Genomic DNA, 20,201 nt, shown 5'->3' with positions numbered 1-20,201 from the left:
TCCGACCTTCTTCCCGTGCCGGGCGTTTCACCCGAGGGAGCCGCACATGATACAGCAGTTTGGCGGTTCGTCAACACCCTGTGGAGGGGATTTTCTTGCCGCCCGACTACTCCGCGGCACGTGGCCGGGATCAGCGGGGCGCGAATCCTAAGCGGGCCCCGCGACGGAACGCAAGCACTTCGTGTTTTGCCGCGGTTTCAGCCACCCCCGACCAGGCGGATGCGGGCGAAATTGCGCTTGCCAACCTGCAGCACGCCCTCGAATCCGGGCGCGAAAAGCCGCTGCCCGTCCTCGAACACCTCGCCGTCGATGCGCACCGCCCGCTCCTTGAGCTTGCGGTTGCCTTCCGAGTTGCTGCCGGCCAGGCCGGCGGCCACCAGCAGCGCGGCGATGCGCAGCCCCTCGGCCGGCGCCGGCAGCTCGGCCAGCGGCAGCAGCGAGGTATCGCCCTCGCCGCGCACCACGGCATGCCAGCCGGCCACGGCCTGCTCGGCGGCAGCGGCGCCGTGGAAACGCGCCGCCAGCTCGCGCGCCAGCCGCAGCTTGGCGTCGCGCGGGTTGAGCGCGCCGGAGGCGATGTCGGCCTTCATGGTGGCCAGTTCGGCCAGCGAGGTTTCGAAGCTCAGCAGCTCGTACCAGCGCCACATCAGCTCGTCGCCGATCTTCATGGCCTTGGTGACGATGTCGATGGCCGGCTCGTCGATGCCGATGTAGTTGCCCAGCGACTTGGACATCTTGTTGACGCCGTCCAGGCCCTCGAGCAGCGGCATGGTCAGCACCACCTGCGGCTTCTGGCCGTAGTGCTCCTGCAGGCCGCGGCCCATCAGCAGGTTGAACTTCTGGTCGGTGCCGCCGAGTTCGACGTCGGCCTGCAGCGCCACCGAGTCGTAGCCCTGCACCAGCGGATAGAGGAACTCGTGGATGGCGATCGGCTGCTGGCCGGCGTAGCGCTTGGCGAAATCGTCGCGCTCGAGCATGCGCGCCACGGTGTGCTGCGCGGCCAGGCGGATCATGTCGGCCGCCGTCATCTGGCCGAACCACTCGGAGTTGAAGCGCACCTCGGTGCGGTCGCGGTCGAGCACCTTGAAGACCTGGTCGGCGTAAGTCTGGGCGTTGGCCAGCACATCCTCCCGGGTCAGCGGCCGGCGGGTGGCGCTCTTGCCGGTCGGGTCGCCGATCATCCCGGTGAAGTCGCCGATCAGGAAGACCACCCGGTGGCCCAGGTCCTGGAACTGGCGCATCTTGTTGAGCAGCACCGTATGGCCCAGGTGCAGGTCGGGGGCGGTCGGGTCGAAGCCGGCCTTCACGCGCAGGGGCCGCCCCTCCTTCAGGCGCGCCGCCAGGTCCTCGGGCTTGAGGATCTCCTCGGCGCCGCGGCCGATCAGTTCGAGGGAGGCTTGCAGGTCGTACATGGAGGTGTTCCGTGGGGGCGGCCGCGCCGGTCGGCGGCGTTAAACGAAGGTTAACCTAAAGTTAAAGCGGGCGGCCGGAAAAATCCAGCCGCAACAAGGGTTTGACGGCGTTATTTCCTGCTGGTTATCGTAGCCTGACATCGATCCTGCGCGGGGACAGCCCTTGCAACAGCGCCACCACTTTTCCCCGTCCCGCTGGTCCCGCGAACATTGGGTCCTGGCCAGCGTCTACGCCGCCCTGGCCATCTTGGTCGCCACCATCATCCCCGGTTTCGCCGCCGCGATGCGCGGCCAGGACGAAAACGCCCACCTCACCACGATCGACCTGGTCCTGCCCCCGAGTGCGCTGCCCGCCGCCGCAGCCAGCCTGGCCGAGCCGGCCTGGCAGGTGGTGACCGTGCGCAGTGGCCAGACCCTGGGCGCGGTGTTCGAGCAGGTCGGCGTTCCGGCCGGCGACATGCTTGCCGTGCTCGAGCTGCCCAGCGCCGACAAGGCGCTCTCGCGCGTGCGCGCCGGCGCCGAGCTTTCCTTCGACATCAATGAACAGGGCCGCCTGCGCGGGCTGTCCTTCGAGCGCGACGAGGCGGCCCGGGTCGAGATCCGGCTCGAGGAAGGCAAGTTCGTCGAGAACGTCATCGAACGCCCGCTCGAGCGACGCCTGATGATCGCCAGCGGCGAGATCGACAGCTCGCTCTACGCCGCCGGCGAGAAGGCCGGCCTGGGCCCGGCGGTCATCAACCAGATGGCCAATGCTTTCTCCTACGACATCGACTTCACCCAGGACCTGCGCGTCGGCGACAGCTTCCAGGTCGTCTACGAGGAAGTCTGGCGCGACGGCGAGCGGCTGCGCAGCGGCGGCGTGGTGGCCGCCAGCTTCAACAACCGCGGCAAGGAGTTCACCGCCCTGCGCTTCGAGCGCAACGGCAAGATGGAGTACTTCGACCTCACCGGCCGGCCGCTGAAGAAGGGCTTCATGCGCATGCCGATCGAGTTCGCCCGCATCAGCTCGCGCTTCAACCCGCGCCGCAAGCACCCGGTGCTGGGCACGGTGCGCGCGCACAAGGGCGTCGACTACGCCGCCTCCACCGGCACGCCGATCATGGCGGCGGGCGATGGCCGCGTCGCCTTCGCCGGCTGGCAGAACGGCTACGGCAGGACCATCATCATCGACCACGGCCGCGGCTACACCACGCTCTACGCGCACATGTCGCGCCTGGGCAACTACAAGGTCGGCTCGCGCGTGCAGCAGGGCAGCACCATCGGCTACGTCGGCGCCACCGGCCTGGCCAGCGGCCCGCACCTGCACTACGAATTCCGCGTCAATGGCGCCCACCGCGATCCGCTCACGGTCACGATGCCCAAGCCCGATCCGCTGGTCGGCGCCGAACTGGCGGCCTTCCGCGCCGCCACCGCGCCGGCCATGGCCCAGCTCAAGCGCATCGAGGGCGTGCGCCTCGCCGCCCGCTGAGCCCATGCCCGTGCAGGCAAGCGCGAACGCGCCCGCCGTCACCGACGGCGGGCTTTTTCTTGGCCTGATGTCCGGCACCAGCGCCGACGGCATCGATGCCGCCCTGGTGCGGTTCGAGCCGACGCTCCGGGTGCTGTTCGGGCGCACCTATCCGCTGCCCGTTGCCCTGCGCGACGACGTGCTGCGGCTGTCGCAGGCCGAAGCCCGCCTCAGCCTGGACGAGGTCGGCCGGCTCGACACCCGGCTCGGCCAGGCCTTCGCCGCGGTCGCGCAGCAGGCGCTGGCCGACGCGGGCGTGGCGCCCGGCGACGTCACCGCCATTGGCTCGCACGGCCAGACCCTGCGCCACGACCCCACCGGCGCCGCGCCCTTCAGCCAGCAGTTCGGCGATGCCAGCGTCATCGCCGAACGCACCGGCATCACCACCGTGGCCGACTTCCGCCGCCGCGACGTCGCCGCCGGCGGCCAGGGCGCGCCGCTGATGCCGGCCTTCCACGCCGCGGTATTGCGTGATCCCGCCGAGGACCGCGCCGTGCTCAACCTCGGCGGCATCGCCAATCTCAGCCTGATGCCGCGCGCCGGCGACGTGCGCGGCTTCGACACCGGCCCGGCCAACGGCCTGATGGACGCCTGGTGCCTCGAGCACCGCAGCCAGCCTTATGACAGGGACGCCGCCTTCGCGCGCGAGGGCCGCGTCGACGAAGCCTTGCTGGCGACCCTGCTGGCCGAGCCCTGGTTCGCGCTGCCGCCGCCCAAGAGCACCGGCCGCGACCAGTTCCAGCTGCAGTGGCTGCGCGCGCGGCTCGGCACGCAGTCACCGGCCGACGTGCAGGCCACGCTGTGCGAACTGACTGCCGCCACCGTGGCCGACGCCCTGCGGCGCGAGATGCCCGCCTGCGCGCGGCTGCTGGCCTGCGGCGGTGGCGTGCACAACCCGCTGCTGATGCAGCGCCTGGCCGCGCGCCTGCCCGGCGTCGCGGTCGAGAGCACGGCCGCGCACGGCCTGGATCCGGATTTCGTTGAAGCCGCGGGCTTCGCCTGGCTGGCCCGGGAAACCCTGGCCGGACGCCCCGGCAACCTGCCGGCGGTCACGGGCGCACGCGGCCCGCGCGTGCTGGGCGCGATCCACCGGGTCTAGCCGCCCGGCTTGTCCTTTTCCGGCTTCATGTAGGCCGGCGCGTCGTCCGGCAGGGAGTTGAGCGCCGCCATCGCCTCGGCGAAGGCGCGGCTCTCGTCGTCGTTCCAGGAGCCGGTGAGGCGGGCGATGTCGCCCGGCTCGGGCGCCGGCTCGGGCTCGATGATGCCCAGGGCCTGCTTGATCAGGTGCAGGATGACGTCGTTGAGCGGCCAGCCCTTTTGCCGCGCCATCTCCTTGATGCGCTCGGCCACACGCTCGTCGATGTCGCGCAACAGGAAGTCGGCCATGGCCTCGGTCCTCGGGGGGACAACCAGCATACGGCGCTGGCCCGGGACTGCAAGCCTCTGGTTCAGCCGTCGTTGCCGCGGTATCCGGCATTGCCCAGCGATTGCTCCACCAGCCCGGCCCGCAGCATGAACAGGTACAGCAGCACGCCCGGCAACGCCACCAGGGTCGTGAGCACGTAGAAGTTCACGTAGCCCATCTGCTCGATCAGCGCGCCGGCGGTGGTGCCCGTGACCAGGCGGCCGACCACGCTGGCCGCCGCCGACAGCAGGGCGAACTGGGTGGCGGTGAAGGCCAGGTTGCACAGCGCCGACAGGTAGGCCACCACGACCACGCCACCGATGCCGCTGGCCAGGTTCTCGAAGCCGATGGTGAAGGCCAGCAGCGCATTGGAGTGGCCCACGTGCGCCAGCAGCGCGAAGCTGAGGTTGGAAATGGCCATCAGCACCAGCGCCACCAGCACCGAGCGCTTCATGCCGATGGCCGCGTACATCATGCCGCCCAGGAAAATGCCCGCGAGCATGGCCACGAAGCCGAAGCCCACGTCGTAGGTGGCGATCTCGTCGTTGCTGAAGCCCAGGTCGTTGAGCAGCAGGCGCAGCGTGAGGTTGGCCAGCGTGTCGCCGATCTTGTGCAGCAGCACGAACAGCAGCACCAGGAAGGCGCCGCGGCGGCGGAAGAACTCCAGCAGCGGGCCGGCCGTGGCCTCCCACGCCTGGCGCAGGCCGCGGTGCGCCGACACCACCACGTGCCGCGCCGGCTCGCCCATCACCAGGCCCGCCAGCATCGCCGGCAGCGCGAAGGCCGCGCAAAGCAGGTAAGCCAGCGTCCAGCCGTGGCGCGCCGCCACGTACAGCGCCAGCGAGCCCGCCGCCACCGAACCGATGCGCCAGCCGTACTGCGACATGCCCGAGCCCACGCCCAGCTGCTCGGGTTTCAGGGTTTCGATGCGGTAGGCGTCGATCACGATGTCGTACGTCGCGCCGGCCGCACCCACCGCCACCGCCGCCAGCGCGAACAGCGCCAGGTCGGCCTTGGGGTCGAGCACCGCCAGCCAGGCCACGGCGAGCATCGCCAGCGTTCCGGCCAGGACCAGCCACGACACGCGCTGGCCCAGGCGGCCCAGCAACGGCAGCCGCACCGAATCGACCAGCGGCGCCCACAGGAACTTGAAGTTGTAGACCAGGAAGGCCAGCGAGAACGCCGTCACCGCCTTCTTGTCGATGCCGTCCTGGGCCAGGCGCGTGGTGAGGGTGGCGCCGATCATCGCGTAGGGAAAGCCCGACGAAATGCCCAGCGCCAGCGCGGCCAGCGGTTCGCGCTGCAGGTAGGGGCGCAGGCCGGCCTGCAGGCGCGCGGCCAGGCTCATGCGTACTCCACCAGGTAGGGCGCGTGGTCGCTGAACCTGGGCTCGGGGAAGATGGCGCAGTCCTTCAGCCGGTCACGCAGCGAGGGCGTCACCACCTGGTAGTCGATGCGCCAGCCCACGTTCTTGGCGCGCGCCGCGCCGCGCTGGCTCCACCAGGTGTAGTCCTCGCCCTCGGGGTGCAGGTGGCGGTAGCTGTCGACCCAGCCTCGCTCCCTGAACAGCAGGTCGAGCCAGGCGCGCTCCTCGGGCAGGCAGCCGGAGTTCTTCTGGTTCGAGGTCCAGTTACGGATGTCCTTGCGCGTGTGCACGATGTTCCAGTCGCCGCAGATCACGTAGTCGCGGCCGCTGGCCAGCCACTGGTCGTAGATCGGCGTGATCCAGTCCATGCAGCGGAACTTGAACTGCTGCCGCTCGTCGCCGGACGAACCCGACGGGAAGTACAGCGACACCACGCTGAGGTTGCCGAAGCGCGCCTCGATGTAGCGGCCCTCCTCGTCGAAGTCGGCCCAGCCCAGCGCCGTGCGCACTTCGTCCGGCTCGCGCCGGCTGTAGATGCCGACGCCGCTGTAGCCCTTCTTCGTCGTCGCGTCGCGGAAGAACGCGTGGTAGCCGGCCGGCCTGAGGTCGGGCGCGCCGAGCTGGTGTTCCTGGGCCTTGGTTTCCTGGATGCAGACGATGTCCGCGTCCTGCCCGGGCAACCAGTCGAAGAAACCCTTGCTGGAGGCGGAGCGGATGCCGTTGGCGTTGAAACTGATGATCCTCAAGGCGGGGCCTGGCTCGTGCGGGGTCCGGCAAAGGTTAGCCCAAACCCGCGCGGGTGCGGCGGGCGCGCGGGCTGTTGCACAATCGCGCTTTCCCCATCGGATCCCGCCATGAGCCCGTACCAGGCCCGCTTCCTCGACCTGGCCCTGGACCGCCGGGTGCTGCGCTTCGGCCAGTTCACCCTCAAGTCCGGCCGCACCAGCCCCTATTTCTTCAACGCCGGCCTGTTCGACTCCGGGGCCGCGCTCAAGGCGCTGGGCGAGTGCTACGCCGACGCCCTGGACGCCTCCGGCCTGGCCTTCGACATGCTGTTCGGCCCGGCCTACAAGGGCATCCCGCTGGCCACCACCCTGTCGGTGGCGCTGGCCGCCCGCGGCCGCGACGTGCCGGTGGCCTTCAACCGCAAGGAGGCCAAGGCCCACGGCGAGGGCGGCACGCTGATCGGCGCGCCGGTGCGTGGCCGGGTGCTGATCGTCGACGACGTGATCACCGCCGGCACGGCCATCCGCGAGTCGATCGGCGCCATCCGCGACGCCGGCGGCGAGCCCTGTGGCGTGCTGATCGCGCTCGACCGCCAGGAGCGCGGGCAGGTGGGCGAGCGTTCGGCCGCCCAGGAGGTCACCGCTGAGTTCGGGCTGCCGGTGTTCGCCGTGGCCAGCCTCGACGACCTGCTGGCCCACGCCGACGAGCGGCCGGAGCTGGCCGAGCACAAGGACGCGCTGGTGGCGTATCGTTCCGCTTATGGAAGCCGTTCGTGACCGCCGGGGTGCGCCCATGAAGACCAAGCTGATCTGCCTCGCCGTCGCCGCCGCGGTGTTCGCCGCCGGTGGCGCGATGGCCCAGGAGAAGGCCAAGAAGCTCTACCGCTGGGTCGACAAGGACGGCAAGGTGCAGTTCTCCGACACCCTGCCGGCCGAGGCGCTCGAGCACGCGCGCACCGAGATCAGCGCCTCGTCCGGGCGCACCACCGGTGAGGTGGGCCGCGCGCTCTCGCCCGAGGAGCAGGCGGAGGCCGACCGGCTCGCCGCCGCGCAGGCCCGCCAGCAGCGCGACGAAGAGCAGCTACGGCAGACCGAGGAGGCCATGCTCGCCTCGTTCCAGACCGAGGACGACCTGCGCCGTTCCTATGGCATGCGCATCACGCTGATGCAGGAAAACCTCAACGCCATCGAGGCCGGCATCGGCAGCCAGCGCAACAGCCTCACCAGCCTGCTGGCCGAGGCCTCGGAGGCCGAGCTGGCCGGCCGGGCCGTCGACGCCCGCCAGGCCGCCACCATCCGCGAGCTGCACCATGAGATGGCCAAGCAACAGAACATGCTGGTGCTCAAGCAGGCCGAGCTGATGAAGCTCGACGAGGAGCTCGAGTACCTGGTCAAGCGCTTCCACGAATTGCGCGGCACCGGGCCCGCGGCCCCCGACGCGCCGGCGGCCGCCGAAGAACCGGCCGGGACGTCCCCGGCCGGCTGAGCACCGCCCTCAGAACGGCAGGTGCAGCGAGCCGTCCACGGCCAGCAGCTGCTCGCGGAAGGCTTCCTTGATGCGACGCAGGGCGTCCTCGTCCTTGGCGTCGAAGCGCAGCACCAGCACCGGCGTCGTGTTCGACGCCCGCACCAGGCCCCAGCCATCCGGCCAGTCGGCGCGCAGGCCGTCGATGGTGGCGATGCGCGCCCCCTCGAACTTCGCCCGCGCCAGGAACTCCTCGATGAAGGTGTACTGGCGGCCTTCCTCGACGTGGATCTTCAGCTCCGGCGTGGACACGCCCTTGGGCAGGGTGTCGAACACTTCCTGCGGCGTCTCGCCGCGGCTCGAGAGGATCTCGAGCAGGCGCGCGGCCGCATACAGGCCGTCGTCGAAGCCATACCAGCGCTCGCGGAAGAAGAAGTGGCCGCTCATCTCGCCGGCCAGCTCGGCTTCGGTCTCGCGCATCTTCGACTTGATCAGCGAGTGGCCGGTCTTCCACATCAGCGGGCTGCCGCCGTGGCGCAGGATGTGCATGGCCAGGTGGCCGGTGCACTTGACGTCGTAGATGACGCAGGCGCCCGGGTTGCGCTCGAGCACGTCGGCCGCGAACAGCATCAGCAGGCGGTCGGGGTAGATCATCTCGCCCGACCTGGTCACCACGCCCAGGCGGTCGCCGTCGCCGTCGAAGGCCAGGCCCAGGTCGGCGTCCACGCGCTGGACCACGTTCACCAGGTCCTGCAGGTTGGCCGGGTCGCTCGGGTCCGGGTGGTGGTGCGGGAAGTTGCCGTCCACCTCGCAGAACAGCGGCTCGACCTCGGCGCCGATCGCCTCGAGCAGCTGCGGCGCGATCGCGCCGGCGATGCCGCTGCCGCAATCGACCACCACCTTGATCTTGCGCTCGATCTGGATGTCGCCGGCGATGCGGTTGATGTAGTCCGCGGCGATGTCGCGCTTGCTGGCCAGGCCCGGCTCGGAGGCCGTGTGCAGCTGGTTCTCGGCGATGCGCTCGTAGAGGTTCTGGATCGCGTCGCCGGCCAGGGTCTCGCCCTCGATGACGATCTTGAAGCCGTTGTAGTCCGGCGGGTTGTGGCTGCCGGTGACCGAGACGCAGGAGCCGGCCCGCAGGTGGTACGCGGCGAAGTAGGTCACCGGCGTCGGCGCCTCGCCGATGTCGATGACTTCGCGGCCGGCGCGGCGCAGGCCGTCGATCAGGGCCGCGGCCATGCGCGGCGACGACAGCCGGCCGTCGCGGCCGACCACGATGCTGCGCGCGTCCTGCTCGTGCATCACGCTGCCGATGGCCTGGCCGATCAGGCGCGCGGTTTCCTCGTCGAGCGTCTTGCCGACCACGCCGCGGATGTCGTACGCGCGGAAGATGCTGCGGTCGAGCACCGCGCGCGGCACCTCCGGCATGCCCGGCACCGGCGGCATGGGCGGCTTTTGCATCGCCGGCTTGCCTTCTTCCTCCGGCGGCGGCGCCTTGAGCTGGCCGCTGGCCTGCAGTTCGGCCAGGGTCGGACCATCGGCCACCGCGGGGGCCTCGTCTTCGTCGCCGGCCTTGCGGCGCGCGAACTTGAGGTGCGGCTGCAGCAGCGCGCCGGCACCGACGGCCAGGCAGAGGCCGGCGAGCAGGAAGCTGGTGAGCATGCTGCCGCCGTTGCCGGCGGGAGCGGCCGAGACCACGCGCATGCGGGTGCCCGGCACCGGCACCGCGCCGAACTCGGCCGTGCCGGCCAGCGAGGTGTCGCCGCGTTCGAACACGTTGTGGCGACCCTGGCGCAGCGCCAGGTAACCGTTGGACGACAGGTCCGCCGAGGACAGCGGGCCGGTGAGCTGCTCGAGCGGCAGGCGCACGTACACCACCGACAGCACCCGGCCGTCGGACAGTACCGGCGCCGCCACGGCCAGCCTGGCCGCGCCGCCGTCCATCACCACCGCGGCGCGGCTGGCGTTGTCCTGGATCGACAGCTCGAGCACGCCCAGCTTGCCGTAGCCGAAGGCCCTGGGGTCTTCATAAGCCGTGGCCAGGCCCGGGTCGTGCCATTCGACAGCTTCCACGCCGTCCCAGCCGCCCTTGATGATGTTCTCGGCCGAGGACAGGTCCTCGCGCTGCAGCGCCGTGGCCAGGGCCAGGCGGCCGCGACGCCCTTCGAGTTCGGCGACCGCCGCCTGCAGGCGGTTGACCACCTCGGCGCCGCTGGCGGCGCGCGCCGCGTCCACCCGCGACTGCACGTGGGCCGAGGACAGCTCCTGCCAGCCATTCCAGGCGAACCACAGCGCCGCGAGCACGGCCAGGCCGGCCAGAAGCCAGGTCGGTTTGATCGATTGCAGCTGATTCTTGCCCAACGATTTCATGCTACCCCCTGTCACGGCGCGACCTGGCCGCCCCGTTCAGCGCACGCCGGTGTGGCCGAAGCCACCTTCGCCGCGCGCACTGGATTCGAATTGCTCCACCTGCCGGAACACCGCCCGGGCCACGGGCAGGAACACCAGCTGGGCGACGCGATCCCCCGGCGTGATGGTGAGCGAGTTGCGCCCGCGATTCCAGAGGCTGACCATCAGCGGTCCCTGGTAGTCGGCGTCGATCAGGCCCACCAGGTTGCCCAGCACCAGGCCCTGTTTGTGGCCCAGCCCCGAGCGCGGCAGGATCACCGCGCACAGTCCCGGGTCGCCGATGTGGATGGCGATGCCGGTGGGCACCAGCTGCGCCTCGCCCGGCGCCAGTTCGATCGGCTGGTCGGGCATGGCGCGCAGGTCCATGCCGGCCGACTGCGCCGTGGCATAGCCGGGCAGCGGGAATTCGCCGCCCAGCCGCGGGTCGAGCTGCCTGAGTTCGATTTCGACGGTCATGCTTCGGCCTCCAGCCGGTCTGCAACCAGGTCCATCAGTTCGCGCGCCACGGCCGTCTTGGGGCCGTGGGCGATGTCGCGGCGGCCCTCGCGCCAGAACACCGACAGGGCGTTGTCGTCGCCCTCGAAGCCGTGGCCGGCGCGCGACACGTCGTTGGCGGCGATCAGGTCCAGGCCCTTGCGGTGCAGCTTGTCGCGGGCATAGGCCTCGAGGTCCTGGGTTTCCGCGGCGAAGCCGACCACCAGGCGCGGGCGCGCGGCGTGCGCGGCCACGTCGGCCAGGATGTCGGCGGTGCGCACCAGGGTGATCTGCAGGCTCTCGCCGGCCTTCTTGAGTTTCTGCGGCAGGGTTTCGGCCGGGGCGTAGTCGGCCACCGCGGCCGCGCCGATGTAGACGTCGTGGTCCGGCAGCGCCGCCAGCACCGCCTCGCGCATCTGCGCGGCGCGGCGCACGTCCACCCGGCGCACGCCGGCGGGGGTGTCGAGCGCCACCGGGCCGGCCACAAGCGTGACCTCGGCACCGAGCCGGCGCGCGGCGGCGGCCACGGCGAAGCCCATCTTCCCGGAGCTGCGGTTGCCGATGAAGCGCACCGGGTCGATGTCCTCGAAGGTGGGGCCGGCGCTCACCAGCACCCGGCGCCCGGCCAGGCGCGGCGGCGCCAGCGTGGCCTCGAGCGCGGACAGGATGTCGGCCGTCTCGGCCAGGCGCCCCGCGCCCGCCTCGCCGCAGGCCTGGTCGCCGCTGGCGGGCCCGACGAAGGCGACGCCGCGCGCGCGCAGCGTGGCCACGTTGGCCTGGGTGGCCGGGTGCGCCCACATCACCCGGTTCATCGCCGGCGCCACCAGCAGCGGCGCCTCGGTGGCCAGGCACAGGGTGGACAGCAGGTCGTTGGCGTGGCCCTGGGCCAGGCGCCGGATCGAATTGGCGGTGGCCGGCGCCACCAGCACCCGCGTGGCCCAGCGGGCCAGCTCGATGTGGCCCATCGCCGCCTCGGCGGCCTCGTCCCAGAGCGAGCTGCGCACCGGGTTGCCCGAGAGCGCCTGGAACGTGGTGGCGCCGACGAAATGCAGGGCCGCGGCGGTCATCACCACGCGCACTTCGGCGCCGGCCTCGCGCAGCCGCCGCACCAGCTCGGCCGCCTTGTAGGCGGCGATGCCGCCGCTGACGCCCAGCAGGATGCGTTGCCCTTGCAGGTTGGCCACCGGGTTTCCCTGACGAATACGAACGCGCCTAGCTTACCCGATGGACCGCGGCGCCCCGACGCCGCCCGGCTGCCCGTCGCGGCAGTCTGTCGGCATGCGACTGCACGACGGCAACGACCCCGAACGCCCCCGCGAGAAACTGCTGGCACGCGGTGCCTCGGCCCTGTCCGACGCCGAGGTGCTGGCCCTGCTGCTGGGCACCGGCCAGCGCGGCGCCAGCGCGGTGGCGCTGGCCAGCCGCCTGCTGGCCGAAGCCGGCGGCGTGCGGGGCCTGCTCGACCGGCCGGCACCGGCCCTGGCCGGCCTGCCCGGGCTGGGGCCGGCCCGCGCCGGCCGGCTGGTGGCGGCGCTGGAACTGGGCCACCGGCATCTGGCCCAGGGCCTGGCCCGCGGCGAGGCGCTCACCGACCCGGCCCTGGCCGGCGACTACCTCACCCGCCGCCTGCGCGCCCTGCCCTACGAAGTCTTCGCCTGCCTCTTCCTCGACACCCGGCATCGCGTCATCGCCTTCGAGGAACTGTTCCGCGGCACGCTCGACGGCGCCGAGGTACATCCGCGCGAAGTCGTGCAGCGCTGCCTGGCCCACCACGCCGCGGCGGTCATCCTGGGCCACAACCACCCCAGCGGCTGCACGGAGCCCAGCGCCGCCGACCGCGCGGTCACCGCCCGCCTGCGCCAGGCCCTGTCCCTGGTGGAGGTGCGCCTGCTCGACCACTTCATCGTCGGCGAGGGCCCGGCCTGTTCCATGGCCCGGCTGGGGGCCCTGTAGCCGTGGCGCCCGCGGCCACCGGCCTACGTATACTCGGGAAAGGCTTTGGCGCCGGCACCGGGAGAGTGCGTGATCCTCGGCTATTCCAACCTGTATGCCGCCGATGCGGTCGAAGCCGCCCTGCCGGACCCGGCCAGCGCGCGCACGCTGCTGGCCACGCGCGCGCCGGACCTGGCCGACCGCCTCGGGGCGGTCGCCCGACGGGCCGGGCAGGGCCTGGAAGCGGCCGACATCGCCCGCCACGTGGATGCCGCGCTGCTGGGGCTGGCGCGCATGGGCCGCCGTCACGGCGGGTTTGGCGACGACCCGCACGACTACCACAATGAAGTCCACGTGATGGAGCTGGCCGAGCGCCGCCTGGGCCGGGTGATGGACGAACTGGGCGAGAGCTCGCTGCCGCCGGCGGACTGGCTGGCGCTGCTGGTGTTTTCGGCCTGCCACGACCTGCGCCAGCGCGAGGCCTTCGACGTGCCCGGGCCGGTGGGCGGCAACGAGGCGGCCAGCATCGCCGAGACCTTCCGCATCCTCGACGCCAGCGGCTTTCGCCGCGACGCCGACCGGGCCCAGTACGTCGCCCTCGAACTGATGATCGCCGGCAGCACCTTCGACGCCCGGCCCCTGCCCCATTCCGACGCCGAGGACCTGGCCACCGCCGCCGGCGGTTCGCTGGCCCGCGGGCTCGCGCTCTGGCTCGACGCCGAGCGCCCGGACTGGACCGCGGACCTGCAGGCGCGCCGGGGCGAGCGCCTGGGCCGCCTGGCCGCCGACCTCGACACCGCCAACGTCGGCGAGGGTTTCGCCCACCTGGCCGAGAGCGCCCTGCGCCTTTGCCGGGAGCGCGAGCGCCGGGCCGGCCGAGCCCTGGACCGGGCCGGCAGCGGCCCGACCTGCCTGGGCTTCCTCAGCCGCGGCCAAATGCTCTACTTCTTCGACCTGCACCGCTTCAGCTCGCGCGAGGGCGAGCGGGTCTACGGCCCCGGCAAGGCCGCCAACGCCGCCGGCGTGCGCCGGGTCAGCGCCGCCCTGCTGCAGCGCTTCGAACACGAGCCGCCGGCCAGCGGCCAGGCCGTGCTCGACGCCTTCGAGGCCCTGTGCGCGGCCGAGTCCGGCTGAGCCCGGGAAAAAAAGGGGCCGGCGTTGCGGCCGGCCCTTGCCCCGGAACCCGGCGTGGCCGCCAGCCCGAAAGTGGGGATGAGAGAGCACGATGTCCTGCGTGCCCCGGCATTCTGCGCGGCCGGGGTGACAGGCCGGTGACAGCGCCCGCCCCGGGCCGCGATACAATGCCCAGTTCACCCCAGTGGAAAGAACATCCGTGAAAGACCACCTGCGCGAACTCGTGGACCAGGCCCTGCTGGACCTCAGGCGGCATGGCCGCCTGCCCCAGGACCTGCCGACGCCCGGCTTCGTGGTCGAGCGCACCAAGTCCCGCGAGCACGGCGACTACGCCAGCAACGTGGCGATGCTGCTGGCCAAGCCGGCCGGCATGAAGCCGCGCGAGCTGGCCGAACTGCTGGTCGAGACGCTGCCGGCCTCGCAGCACGTCGAGAAGGTGGCCATCGCCGGCCCCGGCTTCATCAACTTCACCCTGGCCCGCAGCTGCCGCCTGGGCACCATCCGCCGCGTGTTCGAACTGGGCAAGGACTATGGCCGCGCCCCGGCCGGCAGCGCCGAATCGGTGACGGTGGAGTTCGTCTCGGCCAACCCCAACGGCCCGCTGCACGTGGGCCACGGCCGCGGCGCCGCCTATGGCGCCTCGGTGGCCAACCTGCTCGACGCGGCCGGCCACACGGTCCAGCGCGAGTACTACGTCAACGATGCCGGCCGGCAGATGGACATCCTGGCCGTGTCGGTGTGGCTGCGTTACCACGAGCTGGGCGGCGTCAACGTGCGCTTCCCGGACAACGGCTACAAGGGCGAGTACGTGGTCGACATCGCCCGCGGCCTGCGCGCCAAGGCCGGCGACGCCCTGCGCCACAGCGCCATCGAGATCACCGACGGCCTGCCGCCCGACGAGGGCCAGGGCGGCGACAAGGAAACCCACGTCGACGCGCTGATCGCCCGCGCCAGGCAGCTGCTGGGCGACGCGGGCTACCGGCAGGTGTTCGAGGCCGGCCTGTCCTGGTGCCTGGGCGACATCCGCGACGACCTCGCCGGCTTCGGCGTGGTGCACGACAACTTCTTCTCCGAACGCTCGCTGATGACCGAGGGTTACGTCGATCGCGCCATCAAGGTGCTCGGCGACAAGGGCCACCTGTTCGAGAAGGAAGGCGCCCTGTGGTTCCGCGCCACCGACTTCGGCGACGACAAGGACCGCGTGGTGCGCCGCGAGAACGGCGTCACCACCTACTTCGCCTCGGACCTGGGCTACCTGCTGAGCAAGTTCGAGCGCGGCTTCGAACGCGCCATCTACATCTTCGGCGCCGACCACCACGGCTACATCGCGCGCCTGAAGGCCGCCGCGCAGGGCCTGGGCCTGGACCCGTCGAAGATCGAGATCGAGCTGGTGCAGTTCGCCATCCTCTTCCGCGGCGGCGAGCGCGTGCAGATGAGCACCCGCGCCGGAAGCTTCGTCACCCTGCGCGAGCTGCGCGAGGAAGTGGGCACCGACGCGGCGCGCTTCTTCTACGTGATGCGCGGCAACGACCAGCACCTGGACTTCGACCTGGACCTGGCCAAGAGCCGCAGCAACGAGAACCCGGTCTATTACATCCAGTACGCCCACGCGCGCGTGTGCTCGCTGTTCCGGCAGCTGGCCGAGAAGCAGATGAGCTACAACCGCGGCGCCGCCGAGGCCGCGCGCCAGCGCCTGGCCGAACCACACGAGGACGTGCTGCTCGACGAGCTGATGCGTTTCCCCGAAGTGGTGGAAGCCGCCGCCGCCGGCCGCGCGCCGCAGGTGGTGGCCAACTACCTGCGCGAACTGGCCGCGGCCTTCCACGCGTTCTACAACGCCCAGCCGATCCTGGTGGCCGATGAAGAACTGCGCAACGCCCGCCTGGGCCTGGCCAAGGCCACCCAGCAGGTGCTCGCCAACGGCCTGGCGCTGCTGGGCGTGTCGGCCCCGGAGAAGATGTAATGGCCCGCCGCTCCAAGAACCAGGCCAAGCGCAACGGCGGCCGTGGCGTGCCCGGCTGGATCTGGCTGCTTGGCGGCCTGGCCGGCGGCGTGCTGATCGCGGCCGTGCTGCTCGTGCGCAACGGCGGCGACGTCAAGCAGCTGCTGCCCAAGCCCGACCCCGAGGCGCGCGCGCCCGTGGCGGCCGACGAGCCGGTGGCCCAGGACGCCCCTGAACCGCGCAAGCCCAAGTACGACTTCTACGACGTGCTGCGCGAGCGCGAGGTGGTCATCCCCGACGCCGAGCTCAACGCCCAGGCCCAGCGCGAGGCCGCCGCGCCCGCCGACGCCGCACCGCCGGCCAACGCCGACACCGTGCGCTACCTGATCCAGGCCGGTGCCTTCCGTTCGGCCGCCGACGCCGAGGCGCTCAAGGCGCGCATCGCCCTCGCCGGCGAGATCGCCCGCGTCGAGTCCGCGCAGACCGACACCGGCACCATCTACCGCGTGCGGCTCGGGCCCTACCCGAACGCCGGCGCGCTGGCCGCGGCCAAGCGCACGCTGGGCAGCCATGGCATCGAAGCCATGGCGATCCGGGCCGAGTAAGGCCTTCGCGCGCTCAGCCTCGCTTTAGCAGGATCAGCGCCGAGGTATCGGCGTCCGCCTCGCCGCGCTGTACCAGCTCGGCGTAGTCGGCCAGGGCCTGTTCGATGACGGTGGCGCGGATGCCGGCGTCGCGGGCCATGCCCTGGACGATGCGAAGGTCCTTGAGCAGGTGCCCGCACTTGAAGCCGGGCGTGAACTGGTTGGCCAGCATGGTCGCGCCGCGCTTGTCGAGGAACCAGTTGCCGGCCGCGCCGGCCATCAGCGTCGGCAGCAGCTTGTCCGGGTCGAGGCCGAGTTTCTCGCCCAGCGCCAGGCCTTCGCACACCGCCTCGTTGATGCCGGCCACCAGCACCTGGTTCACGGCCTTGGTGGCCTGGCCGGCGCCGGTGCCGCCCATGTGGGTGATGCGGGCGGCGTAGGCCTCGAGCACGGGGCGCGCCTTCTCCAGCGTGGCGGCGTCGCCGCCGGCCATCACCGAGAGCTTGCCGTTGCGGGCGCCCTCGACGCCGCCCGAAACCGGCGCGTCGATGAAGCCGATGCCGCGCGCGGCCAGCAGCGCCTGCGCCTTGCGGGCCGTGTCGGCCGAGACCGTGGAGTGGTCGACCACCACGGCACCCGGCGCCAGCACGGCGGCCAGGGCTTCGACCTGCTGCAGCACGTCGGCATCCATGGACACGCACAGCGCCACCACGTCGCAGACGGCGAAATCGGCGTGCGAGGCGGCGGCCTGCACGCCCAGCTGCGCCGCGAGTGCATCGGCCTTGCTGCGGGTGCGGTTGTCGACCACGGCCAGCAGGCCGCGCGCGGCCAGGTGGCCGGCCATCGGCGCGCCCATGGCGCCGAGCCCGATGAAGCCGGTCTTCATGCCTGTTCTCCCGAGGCGTGTTCTTCGTGCAGGTAGGTGTAGCCGGTGAGGCCCGTCTCGAGGTCCACCAGCAGGCGGGCGGCCTCCTCCGGCTCGAGGCCGGCGGCGTCGACCCTGGCCTTGTAGGCCGAGCGCAGTTCATTGAGGTCGTAGCCGACGTAATCGAGCATCACGTCGGTCGTGTCGCCCTTGCGCTGGCGGGTGACGGTGCAGGCGCCATTGTCCGACAGCACCACGTTGGCGGTGTCGGTGTCGCCGAACAGGTTGTGGATGTCGCCCAGGGTCTCCTGGTAGGCGCCCACCATGAAGATGCCCAGCCGGTAGCTCTCGCCCTCGCGCGGCGAGTGCAGCGGCAGCGAACTGTCGAGCGCCTCGGATTCGACGTAGGTGTCGATGCGGCCGTCGGAGTCGCAGGTCAGGTCGGCGATCACGCCGCGGCGGTCGGGCTGCTCGTCCAGGCGCGCGATCGGCACGATCGGGAACACCTGGTCGATGGCCCAGACGTCGGGGATCGACTCGAACACCGAGAAGTTGACGAAGTACTTGTCCACCAGGCGCTCGTCGAGCTCGTCGAGCACGTCGCGGTGGCTGCGCTCAGCCGCGGTGAGGCGGCCGCGCACGTCGCGGGCGATGGCGTAGAACAGGTCGTCCATGCGCGCCCGGTGGCGCAGGCCGACCTGGCCCAGCGCGAACAGCGCCTGGCCCTCGGCCAGGTGGTGCTGGGCCTCGTGGTACAGCTCCAGCGCCGGACGCTGGCCGAGCGCGGCGTGGGTTTCGCGCAGGTGCCGCAGCACGGCCGGCTCGTCGGCGTCCTCGCGCGGCACCGCGCCTTCGGGCGCGCGCTCGACCTCGGAGACGTTCACCACCATCACCGCATGGTGCGCGGTCATGGCGCGGCCGGCCTCGGTGACCATGCGCGGCGGCGCGATGCCGTGTTCGGCGCAGGCCTCGGCCAGCGGCTGCACCAGGGTGTGCGCGTACTGGTCGAGCCCGTAGTTGATCGAGCAGAAGCCACGCGAGCGCGTGCCTTCGTAGTCCACGCCCAGGCCGCCGCCGGAATCCATGAAGCGGATGTCGCAGCCCAGGCGGGTGAGTTCGACGAAGTAACGCACCGCCTCGCGCATGCCGTTGGCGATGTCGCGCACGTTGGAGATCTGGCTGCCCATGTGGAAGTGCAGCAGCTGCAGCGCGTCGAGCATGCCGGCGGCCTTCAGGCGCTCGACCAGGTCGAGTACCTGGCGCGGCGAGAGGCCGAACTTGGCCTTGTCGCCGCCGCTGTTCTGCCACTTGCCGGCGCCCAGCGAAGCCAGGCGCAGGCGCACGCCGAGGCCGGGCTGCACGCCGAGCGACTTCGACTCCTCGATCACCATCGCCAGCTCGCTGGGCTTCTCGATGACGATGAAGGTATGCAGGCCGAGCTTGCGGCCGATCAGCGCCAGGCGGATGAACTCGCGGTCCTTGTAGCCGTTGCAGATCACCAGGCTGCCGGGACGCGCCAGGCCGAGCACGGCCATCAGCTCGGGCTTGGAACCGGCCTCGAGGCCGAAACCCTCGCCGCCGGCCCTGGCCAGCTCGCCGGCGACGCCGCGGTGCTGGTTCACCTTGATCGGGTACACGGCGGTGTAGCCGCCCTGGTAGTCCAGCTCGGCCATGGCGCGACCGAAGGCGGCCTGCAGCTTGCCCAGGCGGTCGCCGAGGATGTCGGAGAAGCGCAGCAGCAGCGGCAGCTTCAGGCCGGCGCCGGTGGCTCGGGCCACGACCTCGGGCAATGCCAGCGCCGGGCCGCCGGCGCCACGCGGGCGCACGACCATCTGGCCGGCTTCGTCCACGTCGTAGTAGCCCTCGCTCCAGTAAGGAATGGAGTAGGTGTGGCGGGCGCGGTCGAGGGACCAGGCGGGCATGGGCGGGGTTCCGGGGCGGGTTGGGCGCGCATTGTACCCCCCGGGGGCGCGGGGGTTCATGCGCGGGCGCTACAATGCGCCCCCTCTTTCCACCACCCCGGGACCCGGCGATGACCACGACCTGGCTTCATGAAAACTTCGAGCACACCGGCTCGGCCTTCGGCCTGCGCATCAGGCGCAAGCTCGACGAGGTGCAGTCGCCGTTCCAGAAGATCGAGATGTACGAGAGCACCGACTGGGGCAACGTCATGCTCATCGACGGCGCGATGATGGTGACCACGCGCGACAATTTCTTCTACCACGAGATGATGTCGCACGCGCCGCTGTTCACCCACGCCGACCCGAAGGACGTGGTGATCATCGGCGGCGGCGACTGCGGCACCCTGCGCGAAGTGCTTCGCCACCCGGGCGTGCGCACCGCCGTGCAGTGCGACATCGACGAGCAGGTGACGCGCATGGCCGAGAAGTACTTCCCGGAGCTGTGCGAGTCCAACAACGACCCGCGCGCGACGGTGATGTTCGACGACGGCATCGCCTACATGGCCAACGCCGCGCCGGAGTCGATCGACGTGATCATCGTCGACTCGACCGATCCGGTCGGCCCGGCCGAGGGCCTGTTCAACCGCGCCTTCTACGAGAACTGCCTCAAGGCCCTGCGCCCGGGCGGCCTGCTGGTGCAGCAGAGCGAAAGCCCGCTGGCGCTGATGAACCTGATCCTGGACATGCGCCAGGCCATGGCCGACGCCGGCTTCAAGTCCTTCCGCACCCTGCCCTTCCCGCAGCCCTGCTACCCGACCGGCTGGTGGAGCTGCACCATCGCCTCGAAGGAAGCGCGCGACCTCACGAACTTCCGCAAGGCCGATGCCGCCGCGAAGCCCTTCGACACCCAGTACTACACCGCCGCCACCCACCACGCCGCCCTCTCCATGCCCCCCATCATGTCCAGCGCCCTCGGCGAGTGAAGGATGGGGTTTGCCGCGGATGACGCGGATGACGCGGATATGCGCGGATACAGCAAGAGCAAAATTGAATGGGCCCGCGATTCCCCAAGGATTCGCG

General features: G+C 71.3%; 18 protein-coding genes. 9 read left to right on the top strand and 9 right to left on the bottom strand.

The genetic code is table 11. The features are described 5' to 3' along the window. Window positions 1-197: 197 nt before the first annotated feature. Window positions 198-1,412 carry a tyrosine--tRNA ligase gene (tyrS, locus tag C6N40_RS11180; RefSeq protein ID WP_106991114.1) on the bottom strand — a complete coding sequence of 405 codons (1,215 nt, stop codon included), beginning with the start codon at window positions 1,410-1,412 and terminating at the stop codon, window positions 198-200. 163 nt (window positions 1,413-1,575) lie between these two features. On the opposite strand from tyrS, the gene C6N40_RS11175 reads away from it, so the two are divergent. Together C6N40_RS11175 and C6N40_RS11170 are read left to right on the top strand one after the other, a co-directional pair. Next, a complete protein-coding gene (locus tag C6N40_RS11175; protein ID WP_106991113.1) occupies window positions 1,576-2,880 on the top strand; it encodes a peptidoglycan DD-metalloendopeptidase family protein in 1,305 nt (434 codons plus the stop codon). A 4-nt stretch (window positions 2,881-2,884) separates the two neighbouring features. Beyond that, window positions 2,885-4,018 carry an anhydro-N-acetylmuramic acid kinase gene (locus tag C6N40_RS11170; RefSeq protein ID WP_106991112.1) on the top strand — a complete coding sequence of 378 codons (1,134 nt, stop codon included), beginning with the start codon at window positions 2,885-2,887 and terminating at the stop codon, window positions 4,016-4,018. Here the strand turns inward: C6N40_RS11170 and C6N40_RS11165 are convergent. From C6N40_RS11165 to C6N40_RS11155, 3 genes are all read right to left on the bottom strand, one after another. Continuing rightward, window positions 4,015-4,305, bottom strand: a complete 291-nt coding sequence (locus tag C6N40_RS11165) for a hypothetical protein (RefSeq protein ID WP_106991111.1) — start codon at window positions 4,303-4,305, stop codon at window positions 4,015-4,017. The genes C6N40_RS11170 and C6N40_RS11165 overlap by 4 nt on opposite strands. 62 nt (window positions 4,306-4,367) lie before the next feature. Next, on the bottom strand, window positions 4,368-5,672 hold the full coding sequence (locus tag C6N40_RS11160; protein ID WP_106991110.1) for an AmpG family muropeptide MFS transporter: 1,305 nt from the start codon (window positions 5,670-5,672) through the stop codon (window positions 4,368-4,370). Continuing rightward, on the bottom strand, window positions 5,669-6,436 hold the full coding sequence (locus C6N40_RS11155; RefSeq protein WP_106991109.1) for an exodeoxyribonuclease III: 768 nt from the start codon (window positions 6,434-6,436) through the stop codon (window positions 5,669-5,671). The genes C6N40_RS11160 and C6N40_RS11155 overlap by 4 nt, the downstream gene beginning before the upstream one ends. 108 nt (window positions 6,437-6,544) lie before the next feature. Between C6N40_RS11155 and pyrE the strand changes: the two genes are divergently transcribed. After that, the gene (gene pyrE / locus C6N40_RS11150; protein ID WP_106991108.1) at window positions 6,545-7,192 is read left to right on the top strand and encodes an orotate phosphoribosyltransferase; all 648 of its coding nucleotides are present in this window, start codon (window positions 6,545-6,547) and stop codon (window positions 7,190-7,192) included. Window positions 7,193-7,208: 16 nt separating this feature from the next. Then, a complete protein-coding gene (locus C6N40_RS11145) occupies window positions 7,209-7,901 on the top strand; it encodes a DUF4124 domain-containing protein (RefSeq protein ID WP_162782200.1) in 693 nt (230 codons plus the stop codon). A 9-nt stretch (window positions 7,902-7,910) separates the two neighbouring features. Here the strand turns inward: C6N40_RS11145 and C6N40_RS11140 are convergent, their stop codons facing one another. Genes C6N40_RS11140 through coaBC form a run of 3 tightly spaced genes read right to left on the bottom strand, consistent with a single transcriptional unit; the run spans window position 7,911 to window position 11,947 of the window. Further along, window positions 7,911-10,250 (bottom strand): phosphomannomutase/phosphoglucomutase, encoded by a 2,340-nt coding sequence (locus C6N40_RS11140; protein ID WP_106991106.1) that lies wholly within the window; start codon window positions 10,248-10,250, stop codon window positions 7,911-7,913. Window positions 10,251-10,286: 36 nt separating this feature from the next. Continuing rightward, window positions 10,287-10,745: a dUTP diphosphatase gene (gene dut, locus C6N40_RS11135; protein WP_106991105.1), complete on the bottom strand. Its 459-nt coding sequence runs from the start codon at window positions 10,743-10,745 to the stop codon at window positions 10,287-10,289. Further along, window positions 10,742-11,947: a bifunctional phosphopantothenoylcysteine decarboxylase/phosphopantothenate--cysteine ligase CoaBC gene (coaBC, locus tag C6N40_RS11130; RefSeq protein ID WP_240183507.1), complete on the bottom strand. Its 1,206-nt coding sequence runs from the start codon at window positions 11,945-11,947 to the stop codon at window positions 10,742-10,744. Before coaBC ends, dut begins: the two co-directional genes overlap by 4 nt. A 94-nt stretch (window positions 11,948-12,041) precedes the next feature. Between coaBC and radC the strand changes: the two genes are divergently transcribed. From radC to C6N40_RS11110, 4 genes are all read left to right on the top strand, one after another. Next, window positions 12,042-12,716, top strand: a complete 675-nt coding sequence (gene radC / locus C6N40_RS11125; protein ID WP_106991103.1) for a RadC family protein — start codon at window positions 12,042-12,044, stop codon at window positions 12,714-12,716. Between the two features lie 69 nt (window positions 12,717-12,785). Then, a complete protein-coding gene (locus tag C6N40_RS11120; protein WP_106991102.1) occupies window positions 12,786-13,829 on the top strand; it encodes a hypothetical protein in 1,044 nt (347 codons plus the stop codon). A gap of 199 nt (window positions 13,830-14,028) precedes the next feature. Then, window positions 14,029-15,792, top strand: coding sequence for an arginine--tRNA ligase (argS, locus tag C6N40_RS11115; RefSeq protein WP_106991101.1), 1,764 nt, complete (start codon window positions 14,029-14,031; stop codon window positions 15,790-15,792). After that, window positions 15,792-16,376 carry an SPOR domain-containing protein gene (locus C6N40_RS11110; RefSeq protein WP_106991100.1) on the top strand — a complete coding sequence of 195 codons (585 nt, stop codon included), beginning with the start codon at window positions 15,792-15,794 and terminating at the stop codon, window positions 16,374-16,376. The genes argS and C6N40_RS11110 overlap by 1 nt, the downstream gene beginning before the upstream one ends. 13 nt (window positions 16,377-16,389) lie before the next feature. Here the strand turns inward: C6N40_RS11110 and C6N40_RS11105 are convergent, their stop codons facing one another. Then, window positions 16,390-17,241: an NAD(P)-dependent oxidoreductase gene (locus C6N40_RS11105; protein WP_106991099.1), complete on the bottom strand. Its 852-nt coding sequence runs from the start codon at window positions 17,239-17,241 to the stop codon at window positions 16,390-16,392. Further along, complete coding sequence (speA, locus tag C6N40_RS11100) at window positions 17,238-19,142, bottom strand: arginine decarboxylase (RefSeq protein ID WP_106991098.1); 1,905 nt, start codon at window positions 19,140-19,142, stop codon at window positions 17,238-17,240. The genes C6N40_RS11105 and speA overlap by 4 nt, the downstream gene beginning before the upstream one ends. A gap of 110 nt (window positions 19,143-19,252) precedes the next feature. Between speA and speE the strand changes: the two genes are divergently transcribed. Beyond that, entirely contained in the window at window positions 19,253-20,104 is an 852-nt protein-coding gene (speE, locus tag C6N40_RS11095) for a polyamine aminopropyltransferase (RefSeq protein ID WP_106991097.1), read from the top strand. The last annotated feature ends 97 nt before the right edge of the window (window positions 20,105-20,201 follow it).

It is taken from the genome of Arenimonas caeni, assembly GCF_003024235.1.
Lineage (GTDB): Bacteria > Pseudomonadota > Gammaproteobacteria > Xanthomonadales > Xanthomonadaceae > Arenimonas > Arenimonas caeni.
Note: the sequence above shows the minus strand (reverse complement) of the source record. Positions and strands in the feature narration are given on the sequence as shown.

Coding starts and splice junctions, on each gene's coding strand:
- tyrS (WP_106991114.1), bottom strand. CDS start 1,412: ATGTACGACCTGCAAGCCTCCCTCGAACTGATCGGCCGCGGCGCCGAG.
- C6N40_RS11170 (WP_106991112.1), top strand. CDS start 2,885: ATGCCCGTGCAGGCAAGCGCGAACGCGCCCGCCGTCACCGACGGCGGG.
- C6N40_RS11165 (WP_106991111.1), bottom strand. CDS start 4,305: ATGGCCGACTTCCTGTTGCGCGACATCGACGAGCGTGTGGCCGAGCGC.
- C6N40_RS11160 (WP_106991110.1), bottom strand. CDS start 5,672: ATGAGCCTGGCCGCGCGCCTGCAGGCCGGCCTGCGCCCCTACCTGCAG.
- pyrE (WP_106991108.1), top strand. CDS start 6,545: ATGAGCCCGTACCAGGCCCGCTTCCTCGACCTGGCCCTGGACCGCCGG.
- C6N40_RS11145 (WP_162782200.1), top strand. CDS start 7,209: ATGAAGACCAAGCTGATCTGCCTCGCCGTCGCCGCCGCGGTGTTCGCC.
- C6N40_RS11140 (WP_106991106.1), bottom strand. CDS start 10,250: ATGAAATCGTTGGGCAAGAATCAGCTGCAATCGATCAAACCGACCTGG.
- dut (WP_106991105.1), bottom strand. CDS start 10,745: ATGACCGTCGAAATCGAACTCAGGCAGCTCGACCCGCGGCTGGGCGGC.
- radC (WP_106991103.1), top strand. CDS start 12,042: ATGCGACTGCACGACGGCAACGACCCCGAACGCCCCCGCGAGAAACTG.
- C6N40_RS11110 (WP_106991100.1), top strand. CDS start 15,792: ATGGCCCGCCGCTCCAAGAACCAGGCCAAGCGCAACGGCGGCCGTGGC.
- C6N40_RS11105 (WP_106991099.1), bottom strand. CDS start 17,241: ATGAAGACCGGCTTCATCGGGCTCGGCGCCATGGGCGCGCCGATGGCC.
- speA (WP_106991098.1), bottom strand. CDS start 19,142: ATGCCCGCCTGGTCCCTCGACCGCGCCCGCCACACCTACTCCATTCCT.
- speE (WP_106991097.1), top strand. CDS start 19,253: ATGACCACGACCTGGCTTCATGAAAACTTCGAGCACACCGGCTCGGCC.